This is a genomic window from Rhizobium sp. BK376 (assembly GCF_004341625.1).
Classification (GTDB): domain Bacteria; phylum Pseudomonadota; class Alphaproteobacteria; order Rhizobiales; family Rhizobiaceae; genus Rhizobium.
In genome coordinates this window covers 71078-90925 of the sequence record NZ_SLZG01000005.1, presented here as the reverse complement: position 1 = coordinate 90925, position 19848 = coordinate 71078, and the positions used below count along the sequence as shown (strand labels likewise).

The 19848-nt window shown below is 60.0% G+C and carries 19 protein-coding genes; 12 read left to right on the top strand and 7 right to left on the bottom strand.

Annotation, left to right across the window (positions count from 1 at the left end):
- Positions 1 to 33 precede the first annotated feature (33 nt).
- Positions 34 to 1770, bottom strand: a complete 1737-nt coding sequence (locus EV561_RS14910; RefSeq protein WP_132522756.1) for an alpha/beta-hydrolase family protein — start codon at positions 1768 to 1770, stop codon at positions 34 to 36.
- 96 nt (positions 1771 to 1866) lie between these two features.
- The gene (locus EV561_RS14905) at positions 1867 to 2409 is read right to left on the bottom strand and encodes a DUF1269 domain-containing protein (RefSeq protein WP_132522754.1); all 543 of its coding nucleotides are present in this window, start codon (positions 2407 to 2409) and stop codon (positions 1867 to 1869) included.
- Between the two features lie 314 nt (positions 2410 to 2723).
- Here EV561_RS14905 and glsA point away from each other — a divergent pair, with 314 nt between their 5' ends.
- Together glsA and EV561_RS14895 are read left to right on the top strand one after the other, a co-directional pair.
- Positions 2724 to 3725 carry a glutaminase A gene (glsA, locus tag EV561_RS14900; RefSeq protein WP_132522752.1) on the top strand — a complete coding sequence of 334 codons (1002 nt, stop codon included), beginning with the start codon at positions 2724 to 2726 and terminating at the stop codon, positions 3723 to 3725.
- A 57-nt stretch (positions 3726 to 3782) separates the two neighbouring features.
- On the top strand, positions 3783 to 5405 hold the full coding sequence (locus EV561_RS14895) for an MFS transporter (RefSeq protein WP_245512672.1): 1623 nt from the start codon (positions 3783 to 3785) through the stop codon (positions 5403 to 5405).
- A 31-nt stretch (positions 5406 to 5436) separates the two neighbouring features.
- Here the strand turns inward: EV561_RS14895 and EV561_RS14890 are convergent, their stop codons facing one another.
- Complete coding sequence (locus tag EV561_RS14890; RefSeq protein ID WP_132522750.1) at positions 5437 to 6810, bottom strand: MFS transporter; 1374 nt, start codon at positions 6808 to 6810, stop codon at positions 5437 to 5439.
- A gap of 844 nt (positions 6811 to 7654) precedes the next feature.
- Between EV561_RS14890 and cbiM the strand changes: the two genes are divergently transcribed.
- From cbiM to EV561_RS14875, 3 genes are read left to right on the top strand one after another with little or no spacing between them, the layout of a single operon-like run.
- Positions 7655 to 8746 (top strand): cobalt transporter CbiM, encoded by a 1092-nt coding sequence (gene cbiM / locus EV561_RS14885; protein WP_132522748.1) that lies wholly within the window; start codon positions 7655 to 7657, stop codon positions 8744 to 8746.
- Positions 8743 to 9591 (top strand): cobalt ECF transporter T component CbiQ, encoded by an 849-nt coding sequence (cbiQ, locus tag EV561_RS14880; RefSeq protein ID WP_132522746.1) that lies wholly within the window; start codon positions 8743 to 8745, stop codon positions 9589 to 9591. Before cbiM ends, cbiQ begins: the two co-directional genes overlap by 4 nt.
- Before the next feature lie 24 nt (positions 9592 to 9615).
- The gene (locus EV561_RS14875) at positions 9616 to 10410 is read left to right on the top strand and encodes an energy-coupling factor ABC transporter ATP-binding protein (protein WP_132522744.1); all 795 of its coding nucleotides are present in this window, start codon (positions 9616 to 9618) and stop codon (positions 10408 to 10410) included.
- A gap of 29 nt (positions 10411 to 10439) precedes the next feature.
- Here the strand turns inward: EV561_RS14875 and nikR are convergent, their stop codons facing one another.
- The 4 genes from nikR to EV561_RS14855 form a co-directional block, all read right to left on the bottom strand.
- Positions 10440 to 10883, bottom strand: coding sequence for a nickel-responsive transcriptional regulator NikR (gene nikR / locus EV561_RS14870; RefSeq protein ID WP_132522742.1), 444 nt, complete (start codon positions 10881 to 10883; stop codon positions 10440 to 10442).
- A 120-nt stretch (positions 10884 to 11003) separates the two neighbouring features.
- Positions 11004 to 11753, bottom strand: a complete 750-nt coding sequence (locus tag EV561_RS14865; RefSeq protein ID WP_165927810.1) for an IclR family transcriptional regulator — start codon at positions 11751 to 11753, stop codon at positions 11004 to 11006.
- Positions 11754 to 11910: 157 nt separating this feature from the next.
- Complete coding sequence (locus EV561_RS14860) at positions 11911 to 12675, bottom strand: class II aldolase/adducin family protein (RefSeq protein WP_132522738.1); 765 nt, start codon at positions 12673 to 12675, stop codon at positions 11911 to 11913.
- Positions 12676 to 12758: 83 nt separating this feature from the next.
- Positions 12759 to 13076, bottom strand: coding sequence for a non-heme iron oxygenase ferredoxin subunit (locus EV561_RS14855; RefSeq protein ID WP_132522736.1), 318 nt, complete (start codon positions 13074 to 13076; stop codon positions 12759 to 12761).
- A 222-nt stretch (positions 13077 to 13298) separates the two neighbouring features.
- On the opposite strand from EV561_RS14855, the gene EV561_RS14850 reads away from it, so the two are divergent.
- The 7 genes from EV561_RS14850 (at position 13299) to EV561_RS14820 (ending at position 19641) form a co-directional block, all read left to right on the top strand.
- Positions 13299 to 14585: an aromatic ring-hydroxylating dioxygenase subunit alpha gene (locus tag EV561_RS14850; RefSeq protein ID WP_132522734.1), complete on the top strand. Its 1287-nt coding sequence runs from the start codon at positions 13299 to 13301 to the stop codon at positions 14583 to 14585.
- Positions 14586 to 14614: 29 nt separating this feature from the next.
- Entirely contained in the window at positions 14615 to 15139 is a 525-nt protein-coding gene (locus tag EV561_RS14845) for a hypothetical protein (protein WP_132522732.1), read from the top strand.
- 42 nt (positions 15140 to 15181) lie between these two features.
- Entirely contained in the window at positions 15182 to 16039 is an 858-nt protein-coding gene (locus EV561_RS14840; RefSeq protein WP_245512671.1) for an IclR family transcriptional regulator, read from the top strand.
- Between the two features lie 25 nt (positions 16040 to 16064).
- Positions 16065 to 17075, top strand: a complete 1011-nt coding sequence (locus EV561_RS14835; RefSeq protein WP_132522730.1) for a 2Fe-2S iron-sulfur cluster-binding protein — start codon at positions 16065 to 16067, stop codon at positions 17073 to 17075.
- Positions 17076 to 17117: 42 nt separating this feature from the next.
- Positions 17118 to 18047, top strand: a complete 930-nt coding sequence (locus tag EV561_RS14830) for a LysR family transcriptional regulator (protein ID WP_132522728.1) — start codon at positions 17118 to 17120, stop codon at positions 18045 to 18047.
- 317 nt (positions 18048 to 18364) lie between these two features.
- Positions 18365 to 19300, top strand: a complete 936-nt coding sequence (locus EV561_RS14825; RefSeq protein ID WP_132522726.1) for an ABC transporter substrate-binding protein — start codon at positions 18365 to 18367, stop codon at positions 19298 to 19300.
- A gap of 137 nt (positions 19301 to 19437) precedes the next feature.
- Entirely contained in the window at positions 19438 to 19641 is a 204-nt protein-coding gene (locus tag EV561_RS14820) for a hypothetical protein (protein ID WP_132522724.1), read from the top strand.
- Positions 19642 to 19848: the final 207 nt, after the last annotated feature.

Below are 19848 nucleotides of genomic sequence, written 5' to 3'. Positions count from 1 at the left end.
CGCGACCGGTTTGGAAGCATTTGGGACACCTCTTCAGCCTCCTCGCCCTTCATAGCCCGGTTCTGGAGTATCCTTTGTCGACGTCGCACCCTTTTCTTCCGCGGTTTCGAAATGTTTCTTGAGGGCGGCTAGTTGATCCTCGGACCATCCCCTCACATCCGTCACGGCGACCCAGGCATCGATATAGTGCCAGGGCGCATAGACGTGACCAAATCCTATCGGCGTTTTGTTGGCGACAAGCATATCGAGTATCAGCTGGAAGCCGGTGACGATCGGATACCATCCAAGTCGCGGTGACACGTCATGCCCCAGCGGCTCCCGCATCCAGTCGGGCTCTTTGTAGAAATCGTCGAAATTGAAGAAGACGATCGGATCGCTGGCATATTGGAGATAGACGATCCGGACTGGCCCCCAAGGGCTTGTCGTCTCTTGTTGAGGAAAACCGCTTTGGTCCATGAAACGGATCAGCCTGCCGTCGCGAAACTGCGGGAGCCGCACGAGCGATCCCGCGTTTCGCTCTTTGGTGACGGTTCGCCAGGTGGCGCTGACAAAAGGCGGGCCGCTCCAGAGCGCACCCTGTATCGGGTCATCGATCATTTCGAAAAGCCGGGCCGATAGCTGCGAGTTCATTGCCCCCAGGCTCAGCCCGTGAAGATACAATCTCGGCCGCTTGTCCTTCGGCAGCGTCGTCCAGTAGCCGTAGATCTCAGAGAACAATGCTCTTGCCGTCTCCGCGCCGTATGCGGACTGGGCAAGCAATGAAAGCGGGCTGCTGAGATAGGAATACTGGACGGCGACGCTCGCGATATTGCCATCATGCAGATACTCGACGGGATCCATCGCTGCAGGATCGATCCAGCCCGTGCCGGTCGGGGTTATCACGATCAGGATCGAACGGGAAAAGGCGCCCTGGCGTTTCAGCTCATCCAGGGCCAGCCGCGCCCGGTCCTCCGGTGTCTGGCCCGATTGCAGCCCCACATAGACGCGGATCGGTTCAAGGGCTGGTCGCCCGGTGAAAGCGCTGATGTCGGCCGCATCCGGACCGGATGCCACGAATTCTCGTCCGGCTCGGCCGAGTTCATTCCATGCCACGAGCGAGGCGGAGCTTCCGGTCTTGCCACTTTCGAGAGGCTGGGGCCGTTCGGGTTCAAGCAGCGCATCATATTGCCGATAGGACGCATCGAGCACCCGGAACACTGCCCGGGCCAGGACATCGTTTGCCAGCGACCAAAATAGCAGAGCCGTTACCGTGATTGCCAGGATCATCGCAACTCGCGGCGGGATGTATCGTTGCATCCGCCTGTCGAGCATTAAGGCCAGCCATTTTGCCAGACGCCCGAGCGTCAGCAGCACGGCAAAGGTGAGGATGGCTACTCCGCAGACCACGAAGGGATTGATGCTGTCGACCGGCGGCATTCCCATGGCTGCCCGCACGGAATTCTGCCAGGCGGCCGAGCGCCAAAGCGAATTGACGACGAAGCCGATACTGAGCGCCGCCGCCACGTAGCGGATCGGCGTAACACTTCGTTGCGGCAGTTCCAGGTAGGTCCAAAGCCAGGTGAAGAAGACGCCCAGTGCATAGCCGATGAAAAAGCAAAGCCCGGCCAATGCGCCCTGCGGCAGCCGGTCACGTGGCACCAGCGTCGGCGTGAGCGCCGACGCAAAAAGAACAGCGCCCAAAAGCAAGCCAAGCCAGGAGAATCGGCCGAAGACCGCAACCGCAATCTCTGCCCAACCCGATTTCCGTTTACCTATCGTATTCACACTCATGCTCGCCCCAGTCCTCCAACCCATCTCGGAGCCGTCGTGGACTTGTCGCTTGAGGCGAGGCGATCGGCATCGCATCGCCTCCGCTGATTTTGGCGGCTATGATGCGACAGCGGCGCCTGATTCAGGGGAAGCCTTGGGGGAAAGCGCCGCCTGAAGTTTCATTTCCTGGTCTGGGGACAGCGAGGTCCGCAAGATGCGCGCCCTCATGTCCTTGAATTCTGCAAGGACCTTTTCCGGCTGGGCTTTGCGCACGAGAAGGAAGAGGGCCGAGCTATTGGCGGGGATTGTGTCGGCGAGCTTCTTGATGAGGTTGTCATCAATGCCATAGTCTGTCATCGAGCCCGCAAGCGCTCCGGAACCTGCGCCGAACGCTCCGCCAAGCACCATGCCGGCGAGAGGGTTTAGAAACAGCAAGCCCACGAGAGATCCCCAAATCGCGCCCGACAAGCCGCCGCTGGCAGCTCCCGTTGTCGTGAGATTCACGCTCTGCTTCAGACGAACCTTTCCGTCGCCGTCGCGGACAGCAACGACCGCATCCTCGAGATCTATCAGATACTCTTTCTCGAGGGCCACTAATCGGTTGAGTATGACATCCGCCTCGTCGGCTTTATCGAAGCCGAGCACGATAAGTTCAGACATGATTCCCTCCTGGTGTGAGTTAACCCGGAGATAGGACGAGCAGAGGTTTCGTCCAGAGGTAGGCCTCACGCCTTCCTGCACTTTCAGTTTCCAAATGATGAGCAATCGACGACCCAAACATCGGCGTCGGTTTTCGGCCTCCGCTAAGGAGAGGTTCGATCTGAAGTATGTCATTAATCATGCGGGCGGAGGCGCAACACCTAATCCGAGTGCCCCTTGTAAAGAGTCTCCTAGGGGTTTATTCTTGTACCACACAGCAAGAAAATCTCCTTAGTCGCGAATACAGCTCTCCAATTATTGGCAGGGAAGTAGTGATGGAGCTTTTAAATCCGCTTGTCGACCCGCAGACCTCGTATGTTTCGACGGGGCATCTTCCTTCCTCGGATACCGTTGCGAAGCTCGTAACAGAGGCCCATGACCGCTTCGCCGACGTCACACTCGGACGAAATTCCCAAGTCTATCCGGCCCTCGCAAACGTTTCGAGCAAACTGTTCGGGATTTGCGTTGCGGGCATTGACGGCCGCATCTTCGCGGTGGGCGACGCCGAGCACGAATTCACGATCATGAGTGTCTCGAAGCCGTTCATTTTTGCCCTGGTCTGCGACATCATCGGCGCGACGGGCGCCCGTGAGCGCCTGGGGGTGAATGCGACCGGTTACGCATTCAATTCTCTCGCTGGCGTTGAGCGGAATAGCGAGGGGCGCACGAATCCAATGGTCAATGCCGGCGCCATCGCCACCACAAGCCTCGTCCCAGGAGCGAACCCGGAAGAGAAGTGGCGTTTCATCCATCAGGGATTGTCTCGTTTCGCGGGCCGGGAGCTCGCAGTCAACGAGGAAGTCTATGAGTCCGCGTCGAAGACGAACTCCCGAAACCGCAGTATCTCATGGATGCTGCAAAGCTTGGGCCGCATTTACTGCGAGCCCGGCGAAGCCGTCGAACTCTATACCCGCCAGTGCTCCCTGAATGTCAGCGCAAAGGATCTCGCCGTGATGGGAGCGACCCTTGCCCATGGCGGTTTCAACCCCGTTACACGCGAGCAGGTCGTCAACCCGGATGTCTGTCACTATGCATTGGCGGTGATGCTGACCGCTGGCCTTTATGAGACGTCGGGTGATTGGCTCTATGAAATCGGGCTTCCGGGGAAGAGCGGCATCGGCGGCGGAATCGTGACCGTGTCGCCGGGAAAGGGCGGCCTCGGCACGTTCGCGCCGCAGCTCGACGAGGCAGGCAACAGCATCAAAGGGCAGCTTGTCGCGCAGTTCCTGTCGCAGCGAATGGGGCTCGACCTGCTGATGTCCTCGCCGGACGGTTAGAAAGCCAGCTGCCGGAACTGCGCTGTATCTATCGCGATTTCTTCAGGGAGCCGGTCAATGTCTGCAACCGTAACGTCGCATCCAACTCACATGGAAGAACGTGCATCGTGGATCCCGATGGTCGCGATTGCATTTGGCCAGGCGATCATGTCGTTCAACGTGGCGTCCCTGCCTGTGGCTTTGGGCGGCATGGTTCACAGTTTCGGGGTTGCACCCACGGTCGTTGCAACGGGCATCGTCGCCTATTCCATGATCGTTGCCGGCTTTGTCATGCTCGGCGCAAAACTCGTGCAGCGCTTCGGCGCGTTGCAGGTGTTTCGCATTGCGGTCGTCGTCTTCGGTCTGGCCCAGGTTCTCATGACGTTCAGCCCGACCGCGTCCGCGATGATCACCTCCCAGGCGATCTGCGGAGCGGCGGGCGCCGTCATCGTTCCGGCGCTTGTTGCATTGATTGCGGAAAACTACCACGGCAGCCAACAGGCAACCGCGCTCGGAGCCTTGGGATCGGCGCGGGCTGGGGCAGGCGTTCTGGCATTCCTGATCGGTGGAGTGCTTGGTACTTACATCGGCTGGCGGCCGGTATTCGGCATACTGATTGCGGTCTCGGCGCTTGTCTTGTTTCTAAGCTTCCGGCTGAAATCGGATGCCGGACGACCGGATGTGCGGATCGATTTCGTCGGTGTCCTGCTGGCAGCCGGTGCCATCGTTCTCATCAGCTTCGGGTTCAACAATCTCAATGGCTGGGGCCTTGCCTTGGCGCGGCCGGCAGCACCATTCAACTTGCTTGGACTGTCGCCGGCTCCCATCATGATTGTTCTCGGCGCCGTTCTCGGTCAGGCATTCTTCCTGTGGACGCGCCGACGCGAGGCGGCTGGCCGCACGCCACTATTGCCGCTCGAGGTTCTGGATTCGCCTCAGGAGCGCGCTGCCGTCTATGCCATGTTCACCGTCGTGGCATTGGAGGCGGCGCTCAATTTTTCCGTACCCCTTTATATCCAAATCGTGCAGGGGCGCTCGCCCTTGGCTACGGCGATTGCAATGCTGCCTTTCAATTTGACTGTATTTTTCGCAGCCATGCTGATTGTCCGTTTCTACGAAAGGCTGACGCCGAGGCAAATCGGTCGCATGGGCTTTGCCCTATGCGTTGTGGCGCTCCTGTGGCTGGCCTTCGTCGTGCGCAACGACTGGAGTTCGGTTCCGGTGCTCTTCGGATTGATCCTGTTCGGTATCGGACAGGGCTCGCTTGTCACCCTGTTGTTTAATGTCCTTGTCACGTCATCGCCAAAGAATCTGGCCGGCGATGTCGGATCGCTTCGAGGCACGACCAACAATCTTGCGGCGGCAGTCGGGACCGCTGTCGCGGGGGCGCTGCTCGTCGGGCTCCTCAGTTCGGCGGTCATGCGACAGTTGGTGGAAAACCCCACATTGCCGATCGAAATACAATCCGAGGTAAATTTGGACAGCATCACCTTCGTGAGCAACGATCAGCTTGCAGCTGTGATCGGCAACACAAGTGCCACGCCTGAGCAGAAGGCTGAGGCGCTTCGTATCAACACGGAGTCCAGGCTGCGGGCGCTGAAGATCGGCTTCCTGATCATGGCGGGCCTTGCGCTATTGGCGTTGCTGCCAGCCGGTCGGCTTCCCGACTATCGGCCGGGTGAAATTCCCGAGAAGCCGTAAGGTCCGGTAACGCCCTCTTCCGGGAAAGCGATCAGGCATGACGTGGCGCCTTGCCGTCCATCTGGCGGATCTGGCCGAGGCGATAGCCCGTCATGCGGCCGCACCATGCCCGGATGCAACAGAGCGTGGCGATGGCGCATAGCAGGAGCGGTATGGCTGCGAGCGAGAAGATGGTGTGGAACTCGAGCTGGGCCGCCAGCAGCGAGCCGACCACCAAGGGGCCGATAAAGCCCCCGATGCGGCCGATGCCCTGGGCGAAGCCGGCGCCTTTCGAGCGGTGCGCGGTCGGATAGAGCAGGCCAGCCAGTGTGCTGTAGCCCAGCTGTGAGCCCAGGATCGAAAAACCGTAGAGGAAGACCAGCAGCCGAATGACGGTATGGTCTGCACCGATGGCGCTCATGACAACGGCAGTGACCGCACCGATCAATGAGGTGATCACCAGCGCGACCGGCCCCAAAGTGTCGAGCGCGATGCCGATCGCCAGTCCGCCGCAGGCGCCGCCGATATAGTAAAAGGAGTTGGTGGCGGCAGCGGCGGCGGCATCGAAGCCTATCGAGCGCAGGCCGAGATTGAGCCAGCTGTTCACATAGAAATTGACGAACATGATCGACATGAAAATGATCCAGAGGAACGGGGTTGCCAGCCTCATCCGTCCCTCGAAGAGCTGCGGCAAACCGCCTGCCTTGCCGCTTTCATTGATTATAAAGGTATCGTCCGTGCTGATCGTCTGGTCTCGGGAAACCTTGCGGAGAATCCTTGCCAGCTTGTCTTTGCTCCTGCCGGTAATCGCCATGTATTTCAGCGATTCCGGCATGAGAAAGATGAAGAGAGGCACGAGCATCACCGGAATCAGGGTGCCTACCAGATAGAGGCTGCGCCAGGATTCTCCGTTGAGACAGTAACTCACCCAGCCCGGAAGCATGCCGCCGAAGCTCAGCCCCATGAAGCTCAGGGTCGTCAACGTTGCGCGCCGCTTGACTGGCGCATATTCGACCATCATGGCCGTGACGTTGGGGAGCATGCCGCCGAGGCCGACGCCGGTAATGAAGCGGGCGACGATCAGGCTGTCGATACCGCTGATGAAGCCTGACATCAGGCTGCCCAATCCGAAAGTCAGCAGCGCGACGATGATACCGAGCTTGCGACCGTACTTGTCGCCGAGATAGCCTTCTCCGATCGAGCCGAACAGCATGCCGATGATGGCGGCACTGAAGGCCGGGGCCATCTGCTGGTGCGTGAGGTGGAAGTCCTTGATGATCCCTGGCGCGGTCAAACCGACCACGCCGAGGTCGTAACCATCGGCCAGCTGGCCGGCAAAACAGAGCATGCAGACGAGCACGGTTGTCCAGGTAATCTTCTGTTTGTCAATGATATCAGATACATTGACTATATTTCGCGTTGCCATGGATCCTGCTCCTCACCATTCCTGTGAAAACCCGGTTTCCGCCGCCGCCGCGGAGGCAGAAACCGGCCGTTTTCGAGGTTGCGCAGATCGCTTGTGAGTTGAGACAGGACATATCTTGGAAAAGCTGAAGCATCCGGCCCAGGGCCGGCGGGCTCTCGACGGAAACACAACTTCAAACCCGGATTACGTGTGCCTCCCAAACCGCTGTCGTCATGGCGGCGAATGGGATCGCTGAGATATCCGATCAAATATGCGGTCTATGGTCTCCAACCCGGTTTGCTACCGGCTGCCTTGATGGTGCCGAAAGCAAGCGCCTCCTCTGCGCAGTCCTCCTACTACCGACGATAGTGCAATTATTTGCGGTTTTGGTGCAACATGACATTCGTCAAAACCATCTTGCCCAATTGGCCGGATTAGAAGCACTTGCTCCTAGCGCCGGTGATGATCGGTATCGCGTTTTGGGAAAAGCATCCTTGCTGGCAGTTGGAAATGGAAGGTTGCGTCTTCTCTCGGTGCGGAGTGCCGCATAAAGGATAGCCATCTATAGCGCCGTCGTGCGGCCATATTCTTAACCAGTTGTTTTTCCGCGATTATATCGACCTCGGTGGGCCTGTTGTCTCGTCGGCCGACAGGCCGCAGCCGCGACGAAAGCACGTTGCGGGAGCCCGCATCCGGGCATGCTTCCAATCTTGCCGTTGCTTTTCGGCGGCCGGTCGCTCGGTTGACGGAGAAATGCCGGTATGACTATCATCCGAAATGTTCATATCACTGGCGCGGTTGTCGTCAGCGGCCTCCGGGGAGGGAGCCGCGACAGTGCGTGTGCGCGTTCTTGCGGGAGGTTTTCATGCATATTCCGGACGGCTATCTTAGTCCCTCGACCTGCGCGGTCGCCTATGCGGCCGCATTGCCCTTCTGGTACACCGGCCTGCAGCGCATCAAGCGGCTGCTGCAGAGCCGTGTGGTGCCGCTGCTGGCAGTGGTGTCAGCCTTCAGCTTCGTGGTGATGATGTTCAATCTCCCCATCCCCGGCGGCACGACGGCCCATGCCGTCGGCATGGGCATCGCCGCCATCGTGCTGGGACCGTGGGCGGCGTTGCTCGCCGTCTCCATTGCGTTGATGATCCAGGCCCTGTTCTTCGGCGATGGCGGCATCACTGCCTTCGGTGCCAATTGCATCAACATGGCAATCGTTGGCACCCTCGTTTCCTACGGAATCTACCGGCTGATTTCGGCCAGGGCTGAGATCGGCTCGCCACGCCGCGTGGTGGCGGCTGCGATTGCGGGCTATGTCGCCATCAACGCCTCCGCTTTTCTCGCCGCCTGTGAATTCGGCTTGCAGCCGCTGCTTTTCACCGACGCCACAGGTGCGCCGCTTTACGCGCCCTATCCGCTCAGCATCGCCATTCCTTCCATGATGCTCGCTCACATGACGATTGCCGGGCTTGCCGAGGCGATCATCACCGCCGGCGTCGTTGCATATCTTCAGCGCTCCAATCCGGCGCTGTTGCAAATGACGGCGGGGAAAGGCGGCCGCGCGAGCGTGTCGGAAGGCGTCGCAACCGCGGGAGGGTGGCGCGGCACGCGCGCCCTGTGGCTCGGTCTCGGCGCCCTGATGGTGGCAAGCCCGCTGGGTCTGCTTGCCGCCGGCACGGCATGGGGCGAATGGGGGGCGGCGGATTTCCGGGATGCCGGCATGCGCGAACAGATTTCGCAGGCGTCGGCGAATATGGCGCCCCCGACCCGTGTACCGCTGGGTCTCGAAAAACTGTCAAGCATCTGGACCGCGCCGATGCCAGACTATGCTCCTTCCTTCATGCATGACGCCAATTTCGGTTACATCATGTCCGCCGTGATCGGTGCCGGTCTGATCATCCTCGTCTGCGCTGGCCTCTCCTGGCTCTTCGGCCGCAGGATATCAGGCGCGACCGTGGCATGAGCGAACAATCCTTTGTCTGTAGCGGCCATCACGGCGGCTTCCTCGACCGCCTGACCGGTGGAATTCTGCACGCGATAGATCATGCCCTCGATGCCGACGATCTTGCCCGGCGTGACGGCTTCCTGCAAAGGCTGGATCCCCGCGTGAAGATTGCCGGCCTGATGGCGCTAGTCGTCACGGCGGTTTCGGTTCACTCGTTGCTGGTTCTCGCTGCCTTGTTTCTGGTCTCCGTGGCGCTGGCGTTACCGTCCCATGTGAATGTTCCGCGCTTGGCAAAGCAGGTCTGGGCGAGCGTTCTCGCCTTTACCGGCACGATCGCCCTGCCGGCGATCTTCCTTGTGCCGGGCGATGTGCTGCTGCGGATTCCCATTCTTCAGTGGCCGGTGACCTTGCAGGGGCTGCGTAGCGCTGCCTTTCTGCTTGGCCGGTCCGAGACCGCGGCCACGCTCGCATTGCTGATGATCCTTTGCACGCCCTGGCCGCATGTGCTGAAGGCGTTGCGGGTCTTCCGCCTTCCCGTCATGCTGGTCGTCATTCTCGGCATGACGCACCGCTATGTCTTCACCTTCCTGCAAAGCGCATCGCAGATGTTTGAGGCAAGGCGCAGCCGCGTCGTCGGCAAGCTGTCGCCGAGAGACCGGCGGCGCATCGCCACGGCGAGCGCCGGCGTCCTGCTCGGCAAGGCATTGCACTTGAGCACGGAGGTGCATCTCGCGATGATTTCACGAGGTTATCGCGGCGAGGTACATTTGCTCGACGAGTTCCGGATGACGCTGCGCGATTGGCTCGCTGTTGCAGGTTTTGCCGTCGTTGTCGCGGCCGCCCTCTTTCTGCAATCCACCTAGATCAAATCCGCCAGGGAGCCTCTCATGGCCGCCGCTTTTGAAGCTATCGATGTCCATTATGCCTATAACGAGGTCGCCGCGCTGAATGGCCTCAGCCTGCGGATAGAGCAGGGGCAGCGGATCGCTCTTTTGGGCGCGAACGGTTCGGGTAAATCCACTCTGCTGCGGCTGCTCGATGCACTCTATTTTGCAGAGCGCGGCCAGATTCTTGCTTTTGGTGCTGAGCTCTCTGAAGAGGCGATGCAGGACGACGCACTCGCCCACCGATTTCGCCAGCGTGTCGGTCTGGTCTTTCAGAACCCCGATGTGCAACTGTTCAACCCGACCGTCTTCGACGAGATCGCCTTTGGGCCGCTCCAACTCGGCTGGAGCAAGCCCGACATTCGAGCGGCCGTGGATGCAGCCGCACGGGAATTTCGCGTCGAGCATCTGAAGGATCGTTCGCCCCACCGGCTTTCTGGAGGTGAGAAGAAGCGCGTCGCGCTCGCCTCCGTGCTGGTCATCAATCCAGAAGTGTTGCTGCTTGATGAACCGACGGCTGCCCTCGATCCGAAGAGCACCAGTGAGATGGTCGATTTTCTCGTCTCCTGCCGCGATAGCGGCAGAACGGTCATCACCGCAACGCATGATCTTTCCATTATCGAGGATATCGCCGATCACTGTTTCGTGCTGCAGGCGGGCCGCGTCGTTGCATCAGGTACGCCAGCGGAAATTCTTGCAGACGAGGCGCTTCTACACCGCGCCCATCTCGCCCATGTCCACCGGCACGTGCACGAGGACGGGACGCAGCATTCGCACCATCATCTGCATGAGCATTGAAGGCGGCGGCCGCATCGCGCGGGCGGCGCTCAGCCGTCGCCGACCTGCGGTTTTGGTCGGTCCTCATCCTCCTGAATCGCGGGCATCAGGTGCAGATTGCCGTATTTGACGGCCCGTTCCGAGATCACGTGTTCGGCAAAGTGCTGCACCTCGCCTGTCGGTCCCTTGAGAATGCCGACCTCAAGGCAATAGCGGCTGTTCAGATGCACATGCAGGCTCGAGACGTTCAGGTCGTGATGATGGTGGAAGGCCGTCGTCAGCCGCCGGGCCAGTTCCCGTGCCTCGTGCTCATAGACGAAGCTGAGCACGCCAATGGAATTTTCGATGCTACCGGTTTCTATCGCCGCCTGCTTCAGCCCGGCTCTGGCCAGGTCGCGGATCGCTTCCGAGCGGTTCTGATAGCCGCGCGTGGCGATGATCCGATCCAGCTCCGCCATCAGATCGTCATCGAGGGTGACCGTTACTCGCTGCATACCGCTTCCCAATCGCGTTGTGATTTCAAGAGCAGGCATTCGCGCCGCAGACTATTCTTCGGGAAGGGTGCCGCGCCGTTCCATGGACGGCACCACCGCTTCCATATTCTGTGTCCCTGCTCAGTCCCGCGCCAGTGTTTTCGACAGGACATTGGCGCAGAACACCAGTTGTTCGGCTGCCTGCTCGATGACTCCAGCATTGGCTCGGGATTCGCGCATGGTAAGGCTGAGGCTACCGATAACCTCCGTCCGGGCGTCGAAAACTGCCGCCGCTATGCCGAGTGCGCCCGGTGTCACGTCGCCCGTCGTGCTGACCCAGCCCTGCTCGCGATATTGCCGAAGCGTATTTTTGACATCCTTCAGCGTGGCTCCGAAGCCTGCGAGTGCGAATTGCTCCTGTGCAAGGCCATGGAATTTCCGCAACTGGTGGTCGGGCAGATAGGCGAGGATGGCGACGGAGGCAGCGCCCTGCAGCAAAGGACGCCTGCGGCCGCGGTCGTAATTGCTGTGAATGGCGTCCGGGCCGATCTCCTGATGCACGCAGAGCACTTCGAACTTGTAGCGGCGGCAAAGCAGGGAGACCGCTTTGAACCTGGCCGCCAGCTCTTCCATCATCGGCTTGGCCGCCTTTATCAGCACGTCTCCGGTTCTGATCTTGTAGTCCAGTTCCACGATGCGCGGACCAAGCATGTAGCCGACGCTTGGCAGCGAGGTGAGCAGCCCGGCATCGGTCAGCGTCTTCAGGTAGCGATAAAGCGTCGAACGCGTATAGCCGAGCCTCTCGTATAGCTCGTCGAATGAGACGGCAACGGCATCTTCCCCGGCATCGAAGATATCCAGCATGCCGATCATCTTTTCCAGGCTGTTCAAACGGTCACCTCTGCCTTGCCGGGGCATTCCGGATACGCCTGTGGTCTGCTGGGGCAATCGGGTAACAAGTTCGAATCTCCGCATCGGCAAATCTGACGCGGAACTATAGATCGGTCCTTGGTCCGCGCACAATCGCGGACCAACACCTACATGGCCGTCAGACCGCCGCGTTCCAATTTTCCGGAAACAGGCCATCGCGGATGGCGCCGCCGGCATAGTATTTCCAGAGCTTGCGGATGTGATGCTCGCGGCGGAAACTATGGGCGAAGGAGGCAATCTCCTCTTCGGTCAGCGGCTTGACCTTGCCGATGGCGGCAGCGCGATAGGCGGCCTCGGCGTTCTCGACCAGATGCACGGCGTCGATGAAGACGCCGCGCACCGTCTCGGCTGTCACGATCTGTCCATGAGCGCGGATCTGCAGGGCGTGATGAGCGCCGAGCGTGGCCGCGATACCGCGTCCGCGTTCCGGCGTGTCGACATGTGCAGGGTCCGGATGGACCGGAATGCCACTCTTCCAGCGGATGGCGTGATTCTTGAAGGGCAGCAACGGCACATCCTCGACCAGCGTGAACACATTGGTCGCATCGTGGTGGAAATGCGCGACGGAATGGACATCTGGACGCGCACGATAAATCTCACAATGAAGGAATATTTCAGACGGCGGTTTCACTCCTGGAATGCCTGACAGAATTTTACCATCCAGGTCCAGAACCATCAGGTGGTCGGGAGCAACATCGGCGCGGCTCTTGTCCTGCGGCTGCACCAGGAAGGTTTTGCCGCCCGGCAGGCGAGCACTGACATGCCCGCTATACTCTAGAATTTTCTGGCTGTTGAGAAGCCGCGTTACCATCGCCACATCGTGGCGAAGCGCGTTTTCGGATGGACCTTCCGCCTGGCTGACGGAATGCTGGACTGACGACATAGAGAAAACCTCCCGTTATAATAAATCCCACAATATACGATTTTTTATGACTCACAAGTGATGCGGCCTAACGAGCTGATTTCTCAGACCTCGATCATCACCTGCTGGTCTTCGACGACCACCTTGTAGGTCTTGATCGGGATCATGCAGGGCGGCGCAACCACCTCGCCGGTGCGCACGTCGAACTTCCCGTTGTGAAAATCGCATTCGACGGTGTGGCCTTCGAGATAGCCCTCTGCCAGCGAGCCGGGCCCGTGCGTGCACAGATCATCGGTCACGTAGAATGTGCCGTTGATGTTGAAGACCGCCAGCACGAGGTCTCCTTCCTCAACGCGGATGGCGCTGTCCCAATCGACGTCATCGGTGGAACACAGCCTGATCCTCGAACATGTGTCTGACATTTTAAGTCTCTCCTCCATTGGTGCCCTCGCCGCTTGACGAGCTAGTTGTCAGCATGTACGTTCTAAAAACGAAACAGCGTTCTGTATAAAGGAACGCTCGTTAAAAATACCCGATCGAACGAGGACGTCAACCGCTAATCGGAGATCTTCCAAGACCAGGGCTCAGTTCAGCCACAGGATTCCCGCCTCGTGGCGGGCTGCAATTTTTGAGGAGAAATTGCCATGCTTAGAAAAGAACAGAACGACCTTTTGACCCAGACCGGTCCGGGCACGCCGATGGGCGACATGTTCCGCTGCTATTGGATTCCGGCTCTGCTTGCCGAGGAACTGCCGGACAATGATTGTGCGCCGGTGCGCATCAAGCTGCTCAGCGAGCGCCTGCTCGCTTTCCGGGATAGTGAAGGCCGCTACGGCCTCATCGACGAATTCTGCGCCCACCGCGGCGTGTCGCTGTGGTTCGGCCGCAACGAGCAGGGTGGTCTGCGTTGCCCCTATCATGGCTGGAAATACGACCATACCGGCCAGTGCGTCGACGTTCCTTCCGAACCGAAGGAAAGTGGCTACTGTCAGAAGATCAAGCTCAAGTCCTATCCGCTGATCAAGATCGGCGACATCCTGTGGACCTACATGGGTCCGGCCGACAAGCAGCCACCCCATCCGGAATGGGAATTCGCCCTGGTTCCGGCCGAGCAGACGTTCACCTCCAAGCGCTGGCAGGAAAGCAACTGGCTCCAAGCCATGGAAGGCGGCATCGACTCCAGCCACGTTTCATGGCTGCACAGCGGCAGCTTGAACAGCGACCCCCTCTTCAAGGGCTCCCGCGGCAACCAATACAACATGTCGGACGCCCGGCCCTTCTTCGAAGTGACCGATAGCGAAGGCGGCCTGTTCATCGGCGCCCGCCGTAATGCAGAAGAGGGGCACTACTACTGGCGCGTGACGCCCTGGGTCATGCCGTCCTTCACCATGGTGCCGCCGCGCGGCGGCCATCCGGTGCATGGCCACTTCTGGATCCCGATCGATGACGAAAACTGCTGGGCCTGGAGCTTCGACTACCATCCCGTGCGGGCGCTGACGACCGAAGAGCGCCAGGCCATGATCGACGGCAAGGGCATCCATGTCACCTATGTCCCGGGCACCTACCGACCGGCCGCCAACAAGGACAACGACTACCTGATGGACCGCGAGGCGCAGCGCTTGGGCACCACCTATTCCGGTGTCGAGGGTATCGCCATGCAGGACGCGTCGCTGCAGGAAAGCATGGGGCCGATCGTCGACCGCACCAAGGAGAACCTGGTGTCGACGGATAACGGCATCATCATGGCGCGTCATCGCCTGATGAAGGCCGTTCGTGCCCTGAAGGATAAGGGCGTTACCCCGCCCGGCGTCGATCCTGTCCATCAGCGGGTCCGTTCCGCCGCCATCGTGCTGCCGGTCGACAAGTCCTACATTGACGTGGCGGATGAGGCGCTGACGGTCATCGAGGGCAAGGCGCCGACCACGGTCTGACACCGCCGGTCCAACCCAGGAGAGACATCATGCTGCTTGGACTGAGCGAGAGCGCTCGCGCAACGACGGCGGAAGAGGCTCGCTTCCGCATCGACTACCCGAACTCCCGGCCGCGTAAATCGCGTATCATCGCGCTCGACGCGGCCGGCCTCGAAGCCTTGCAGGAAGTGGTACGACAGCGTTCTTGGGACGGTGCGCATTTCCTGCGTTACATCGAGGCGAAAGGTGCGACGGATTCGCTGAAGATGCTTCCGGTCGACGCCGTCCTGGAGAATGCCGAGGGCAAGCGCGTCAGCCTGGCCGACGAGCTCGATGAGGCCGACGTGATCGTCATGGTGACGACGGCCGGCGCTTCGGCGGCGGCCGCGGAAGTCATCGGCAACGCCTGCTTCGTGCGCAACAAGATGACGACCGGGCTGGTCTTAAGTTCGGCCGACGTGTCGACCATCGATCTTGCTCGTACGCTGACGGCGATGCGCCCCTTCGCAGCCATGCTCGTCATCTCCAACGGTGACGAATATGTGCTTGAAATGCTGAGCGCGTTGAGGGTCTGAGCATGGCATTCAGCTGGCGTGAGAATTGCGGGGAGCTGTGATATGGACGATCCTGTATTTCCAGCGATCACACGGAACAATCACGCCATGAATGCATCTGCCAAAGAAACGAGCCGCCCAAAAAAGGCGGCTCCTGCCAAGCGTAACCGCCTGTCGTCGGTCACGACCGCCATTCGTCTTCTCAAGGCATTTTCGGAGGACGAGGTCGAAATCGGCGTCAGCGCGCTGGCGCAGAAGCTGAAGGTCGCCAAGAGCACGGTGCATCGGCTGGCGGTCACGCTCGTTGCCGAGGGCCTGCTTGAGCAGAACCCGGAGACCGAACGCTACCGGCTGGGCGTCGGCCTGTTCGGATTGGGTACGCTGGTTCGCCGGCGGATGAACCTTTCCAACGAGGCGAGGCCCTATCTCTTCGACTTGCGCAAGCACACCGGAGAGACGGTCATCCTCGGTATTCCGAGCGATATCGAAGTGATGCACGTATACGATCTCGAAAGCCCGCAGGCACTCGGCATCAAATCGGATCTCGGTGCCCGCAAGCCGGCCTATTGCACGGCGGTCGGACGCGCGATCTTCGCGTTTTCGCCGGATGAAATGATCGACCGGTTGTTGGCGGGACCACTGGTGCGCCGGACGCCTCGCACGATCATCGATCAGGCGAAGCTTCGGGAGATGATGGCGGAGGTGCGTCAGCACGGCTTCGCCATCGAAGATGAGGAAAGCGAACCCGGCGTGCGCGCGATTGCAGCGCCCGTCCGCGATTCGAGCGGCAACGTCGTCGGGGCCGTCGGCATCGCCGGACCGATGCAGCGCCTGTCGATCGAAGCGCTGGAAGGATTTGCGCCGACGTTGCTTGACGCGGCTTCAGCCATTTCGGCCCGGCTAGGCTACGGGCACAGATAAACAGGAATATCAGGAGGAGGAACGCATGACCGTAATTATGTTGAAGGGGACCGACGTCAGTTGGTCCTGTTCGGATGGAGATACGATCATGCGTTCGGCGCTGCGCGCTGGGCTCGGTTTCCCTTATGAATGCAATGTCGGTTCCTGCGGCAATTGCCGCTTTGATCTGCTCGAGGGCGAGGTGGAGGATCTGCGCACCGATCCGCCAGGTCTCAGCGATCGCGATCGGGAACGTGGCCGGCGGCTCGGCTGTCAGGCGCGGGCGATGTCGGACTGTGTGGTGAAGCTGCGACTGATGCCGCAATATGAAAGCCGGTTCGCTCCGGTGCGCCAGGCAGCGACCCTCGTCGCGATGCGCGACATCACCCACGACATCCGTGAATTCCGTTTCCGGCTGGAGAAGCCCGTTCGCTTCCTGTCCGGCCAATACGCGCTGCTTGCGCTGCCTGGTGTGGACGGCGCACGCGCTTATTCCATGGCCAATACCGGGGACAACGAGAGCGAATGGCATTTTCAGGTCCGTCGGGTTCCGAATGGTGCGGCGACGACCAAGTTGTTCGAGGGCCTTGCCAGCGGCGACCGGATCGAGATCGACGGTCCCTATGGCATGGCCTATCTGCGCGAGGATTCGCTGCGCGACATCGTCTGTCTTGCGGGCGGATCGGGCTTGTCGCCCATGGTGTCGATCGCCCGGGCGGCGGCGATGTCGCCGGAGCTGAAAGGCCGCAGGGTCGACTTTATCTATGGCGGCCGCGCCGCTCGCGACATTTGCGGCCGCGAGATGCTGGAGGAGCTACCGGGCTTCGGCAGCACAATATATTATCACCCTGTCGTGTCAGGTGCGCCTGAGGGCGATGACGGCTGGGACGGTTATCGCGGCTTCGTGCACGAGATTGCAGCCGAGCTTTTTGGCAAGCGCCTTCCCGAATGCGAGATCTATTTCGCAGGACCTCCGGCGATGGGTCGGGCCATTCAGAAAATGCTGCTTGATCTCGGCGTGCCTTCAGCGCAGGTCCATTTTGACCAGTTCTACTGATTTGCACGGGGCAGGGACGGCCGGAAAGGGCCGGAGGCGGTCATGAAGCTTCGTCAGCTTGTCTATTTCGTGAAGGTCGTCGAGGTCGGCAATATTACCAAGGCCGCGGAGCAGCTAAACCTTGCGCAGACGGCGCTTGGCATTCAGATCCGCAATCTCGAAGATTCTCTGCAGATTCAACTGCTTGACCGGCATTCGCGTGGTGTCAGCGCCACGCCCGCCGGCATGCTGCTCTATGAGAGGGCAATCGAGGTTCTGCAACGCATCGAAGAGACCAAGCGGGATCTCATATCGCTCGGCGGGGAGAAGGTTCGTGTCCGGCTGGGCGCGACGCCGAGTATCCTGAAGCTGCTCGGCACGGATCTCCTGGTGGCTGCGCGGGAACAGCTTCCCAACATCACACTGCATGTCGTCGAGGAACTGAGCTTTGTGCTGACGGATGCACTGGAGCGTGGCGAACTCGACTATGTGCTGGCCTTCGACATCGAGGACAATCCCGGCCTCCGGCGCATTGCGCTGATGGAGGAGGATCTGCTCTTCATCTCCTCGCCCAATGATAAATCATCTGGAGAGGACGTCTCCTTCCGCCAGGCCGTGAGCGGTGATCTGGCGCTGGTGTCGAACCGCGACATCATCTGGAAGCGTGTGCACGAAGTGGCTGCAAGGCTGTCGCTCGACGTCAAGATCACTTACCAGGTTCAGTCCATGGAGGCGATCAAGGCACTGATCCTGCATGGCGTCGCTCAGAGCCTTATGCCCTACGGCATCGTTTCGGAAGAGATAAAGAGTGGGGAACTGATCGCGCGGCGCGTCGAGCGACCCAATGTTAAGCTTACACTCTTCCTGGCATATCCCGCTCACAAAGGCCTTGCCGACGAAAAGCAGTTCCTCAGCTTCGTTTTCGACATGGTCAACCGATTGGCAGCGGCGATCGGCCCCCATGCGCATCTGATTGACCATGCCGATCTGTAAGCGGATTTTCTTTGGGCTGGACACGGCGATTTATCTTGGACATTCGCTGTCGCGCCGTCGAATATCCCGTTTCGTACGATGAAAGTTGCATGACTTCCGTCCTCTCACGTCAGAGACCTCGGAGGCATGCCATGATCTGCATACGGAATTGGTATTGCCGGCAAGGGTGCGATTCGTGTCCGCGATCGGGAGATCGTGGATCTGGCAGGAGGTAGCCAGGGCGGGTCCCACCGCAGCCTCTATCGTGGGAGAGAATTCTGAGTTCGTCGCTTCGTTTGTCTTTCGGGTGCTGGAATTATGACCGGACCCGAGCCCTCATGGATCGAACCGTCGTTCCGGACGGTATCGATCTCGTGTATCTCAACATGCCGGTGGAGGAGACTTTTTTCCGCATGCTGCGTCACCGCGAATTCGATGTCGCGGAAATGTCGCTCTCATCCTATGTCCTGTCCCATTTCACGGATGCCGCTCCCTTCGTGGCGATCCCGGTCTTTCCGTCGCGCTATTTCCGTCATTCGTCCATCTATGTGAACGCGGAAGCCGGTATCTGCGAGCCACGCGATCTGATCGGCCGCCGCATCGGCACACCAGAATATCAGATGACGGCACCGGTCTGGATTCGCGGGATCATGTCCGATGAATACGGTGTGAAGGTCGATGACGTGACCTATTACGCCGGCGGCGAAGAGGAGCCGAACCGCCCCGAGAAGCTGCCGCTCGATCTGCCGCCGAATATTCGCGTCAATCGCATAGGCCCGACGCAAACGCTCTCGGCGATGATCGACAGCGGTGAGATCGACGCGCTCTACACCGCCCGCAAGCCGTCGTCCTATACCGGGCCGACAGGGCGGGTGCGCCGCTTGTTCGAGAACTATGCCGAGGTCGAGCGCGCCTATTTCCAGAAGACCGGCATCTTCCCGATCATGCATACCATCGTTATCCGACGTGAGGTTTACGAAGCCAACCGGTGGATTGCGCAATCGCTCTATAAGGCCTTCGCGGAGTCGCAGATGCGCATGTATCGCGATCTGGAGGAAACAGCCGCTCATAAAGTGATGCTGCCGTGGCTCAGTGCCCATGTTGAGGAAGCGCGAAGCATCATGGGCGACGATTATTGGAGCTACGGCTTCCGCCCCAATCGCGAGGTGCTGGATACATTCCTGCGCTATTCCTACGAGCAGCGGCTGTCAAAGCGCAGGCTGCGGCCGGAGGACATCTTCGTGCCGGAAACAATGGAGAATTTCGTCATCTGAGGTCGCGTTCGAGGCGACTTTCCCAAGCCGACGCTTACCTATGCAGGCCTCGAATATCAGCCTTCCCGCAAAAGCCCTTCCGGTGTGTGCACTGCGGCGTTATATGCAGTGCACAATAATCGCGGGAAGGTCGTGTCATGGCTGTTCTGACCCAACATCAGTTCTCCTCTTCTTCTTGGCTTCGCACCGTCTTCGGCGGTGTGGCCGACACCATGGGCATGGTACGCGCCGCCCAGGAATGCTCGACGGCCCGCAGGGAGCATCGCAACGCTTCCCCAGCCGCACTGCGCACGCTCGGCATCGATGAAATGGCTTTCCGTCAGGCGCTGAAGCGTCGCTGATCGGTCGGCACCGCCTGGTAGCATAAGCGGTTGCGTCCATTGAAACGCCGGCATGTTTCAAGGCAGTTGAGCGATCCCCGCCGCCGACGAAAGGCGTAAGCTTCTTCCTACATTGGGCATCATTCTGAAGAACCTCCGGTTACAGCCGGAGGTTTCGTCTTTTGAGCTCTGCCATATCGTCGTGCCTTTACAGGCGAGGCGGGATTT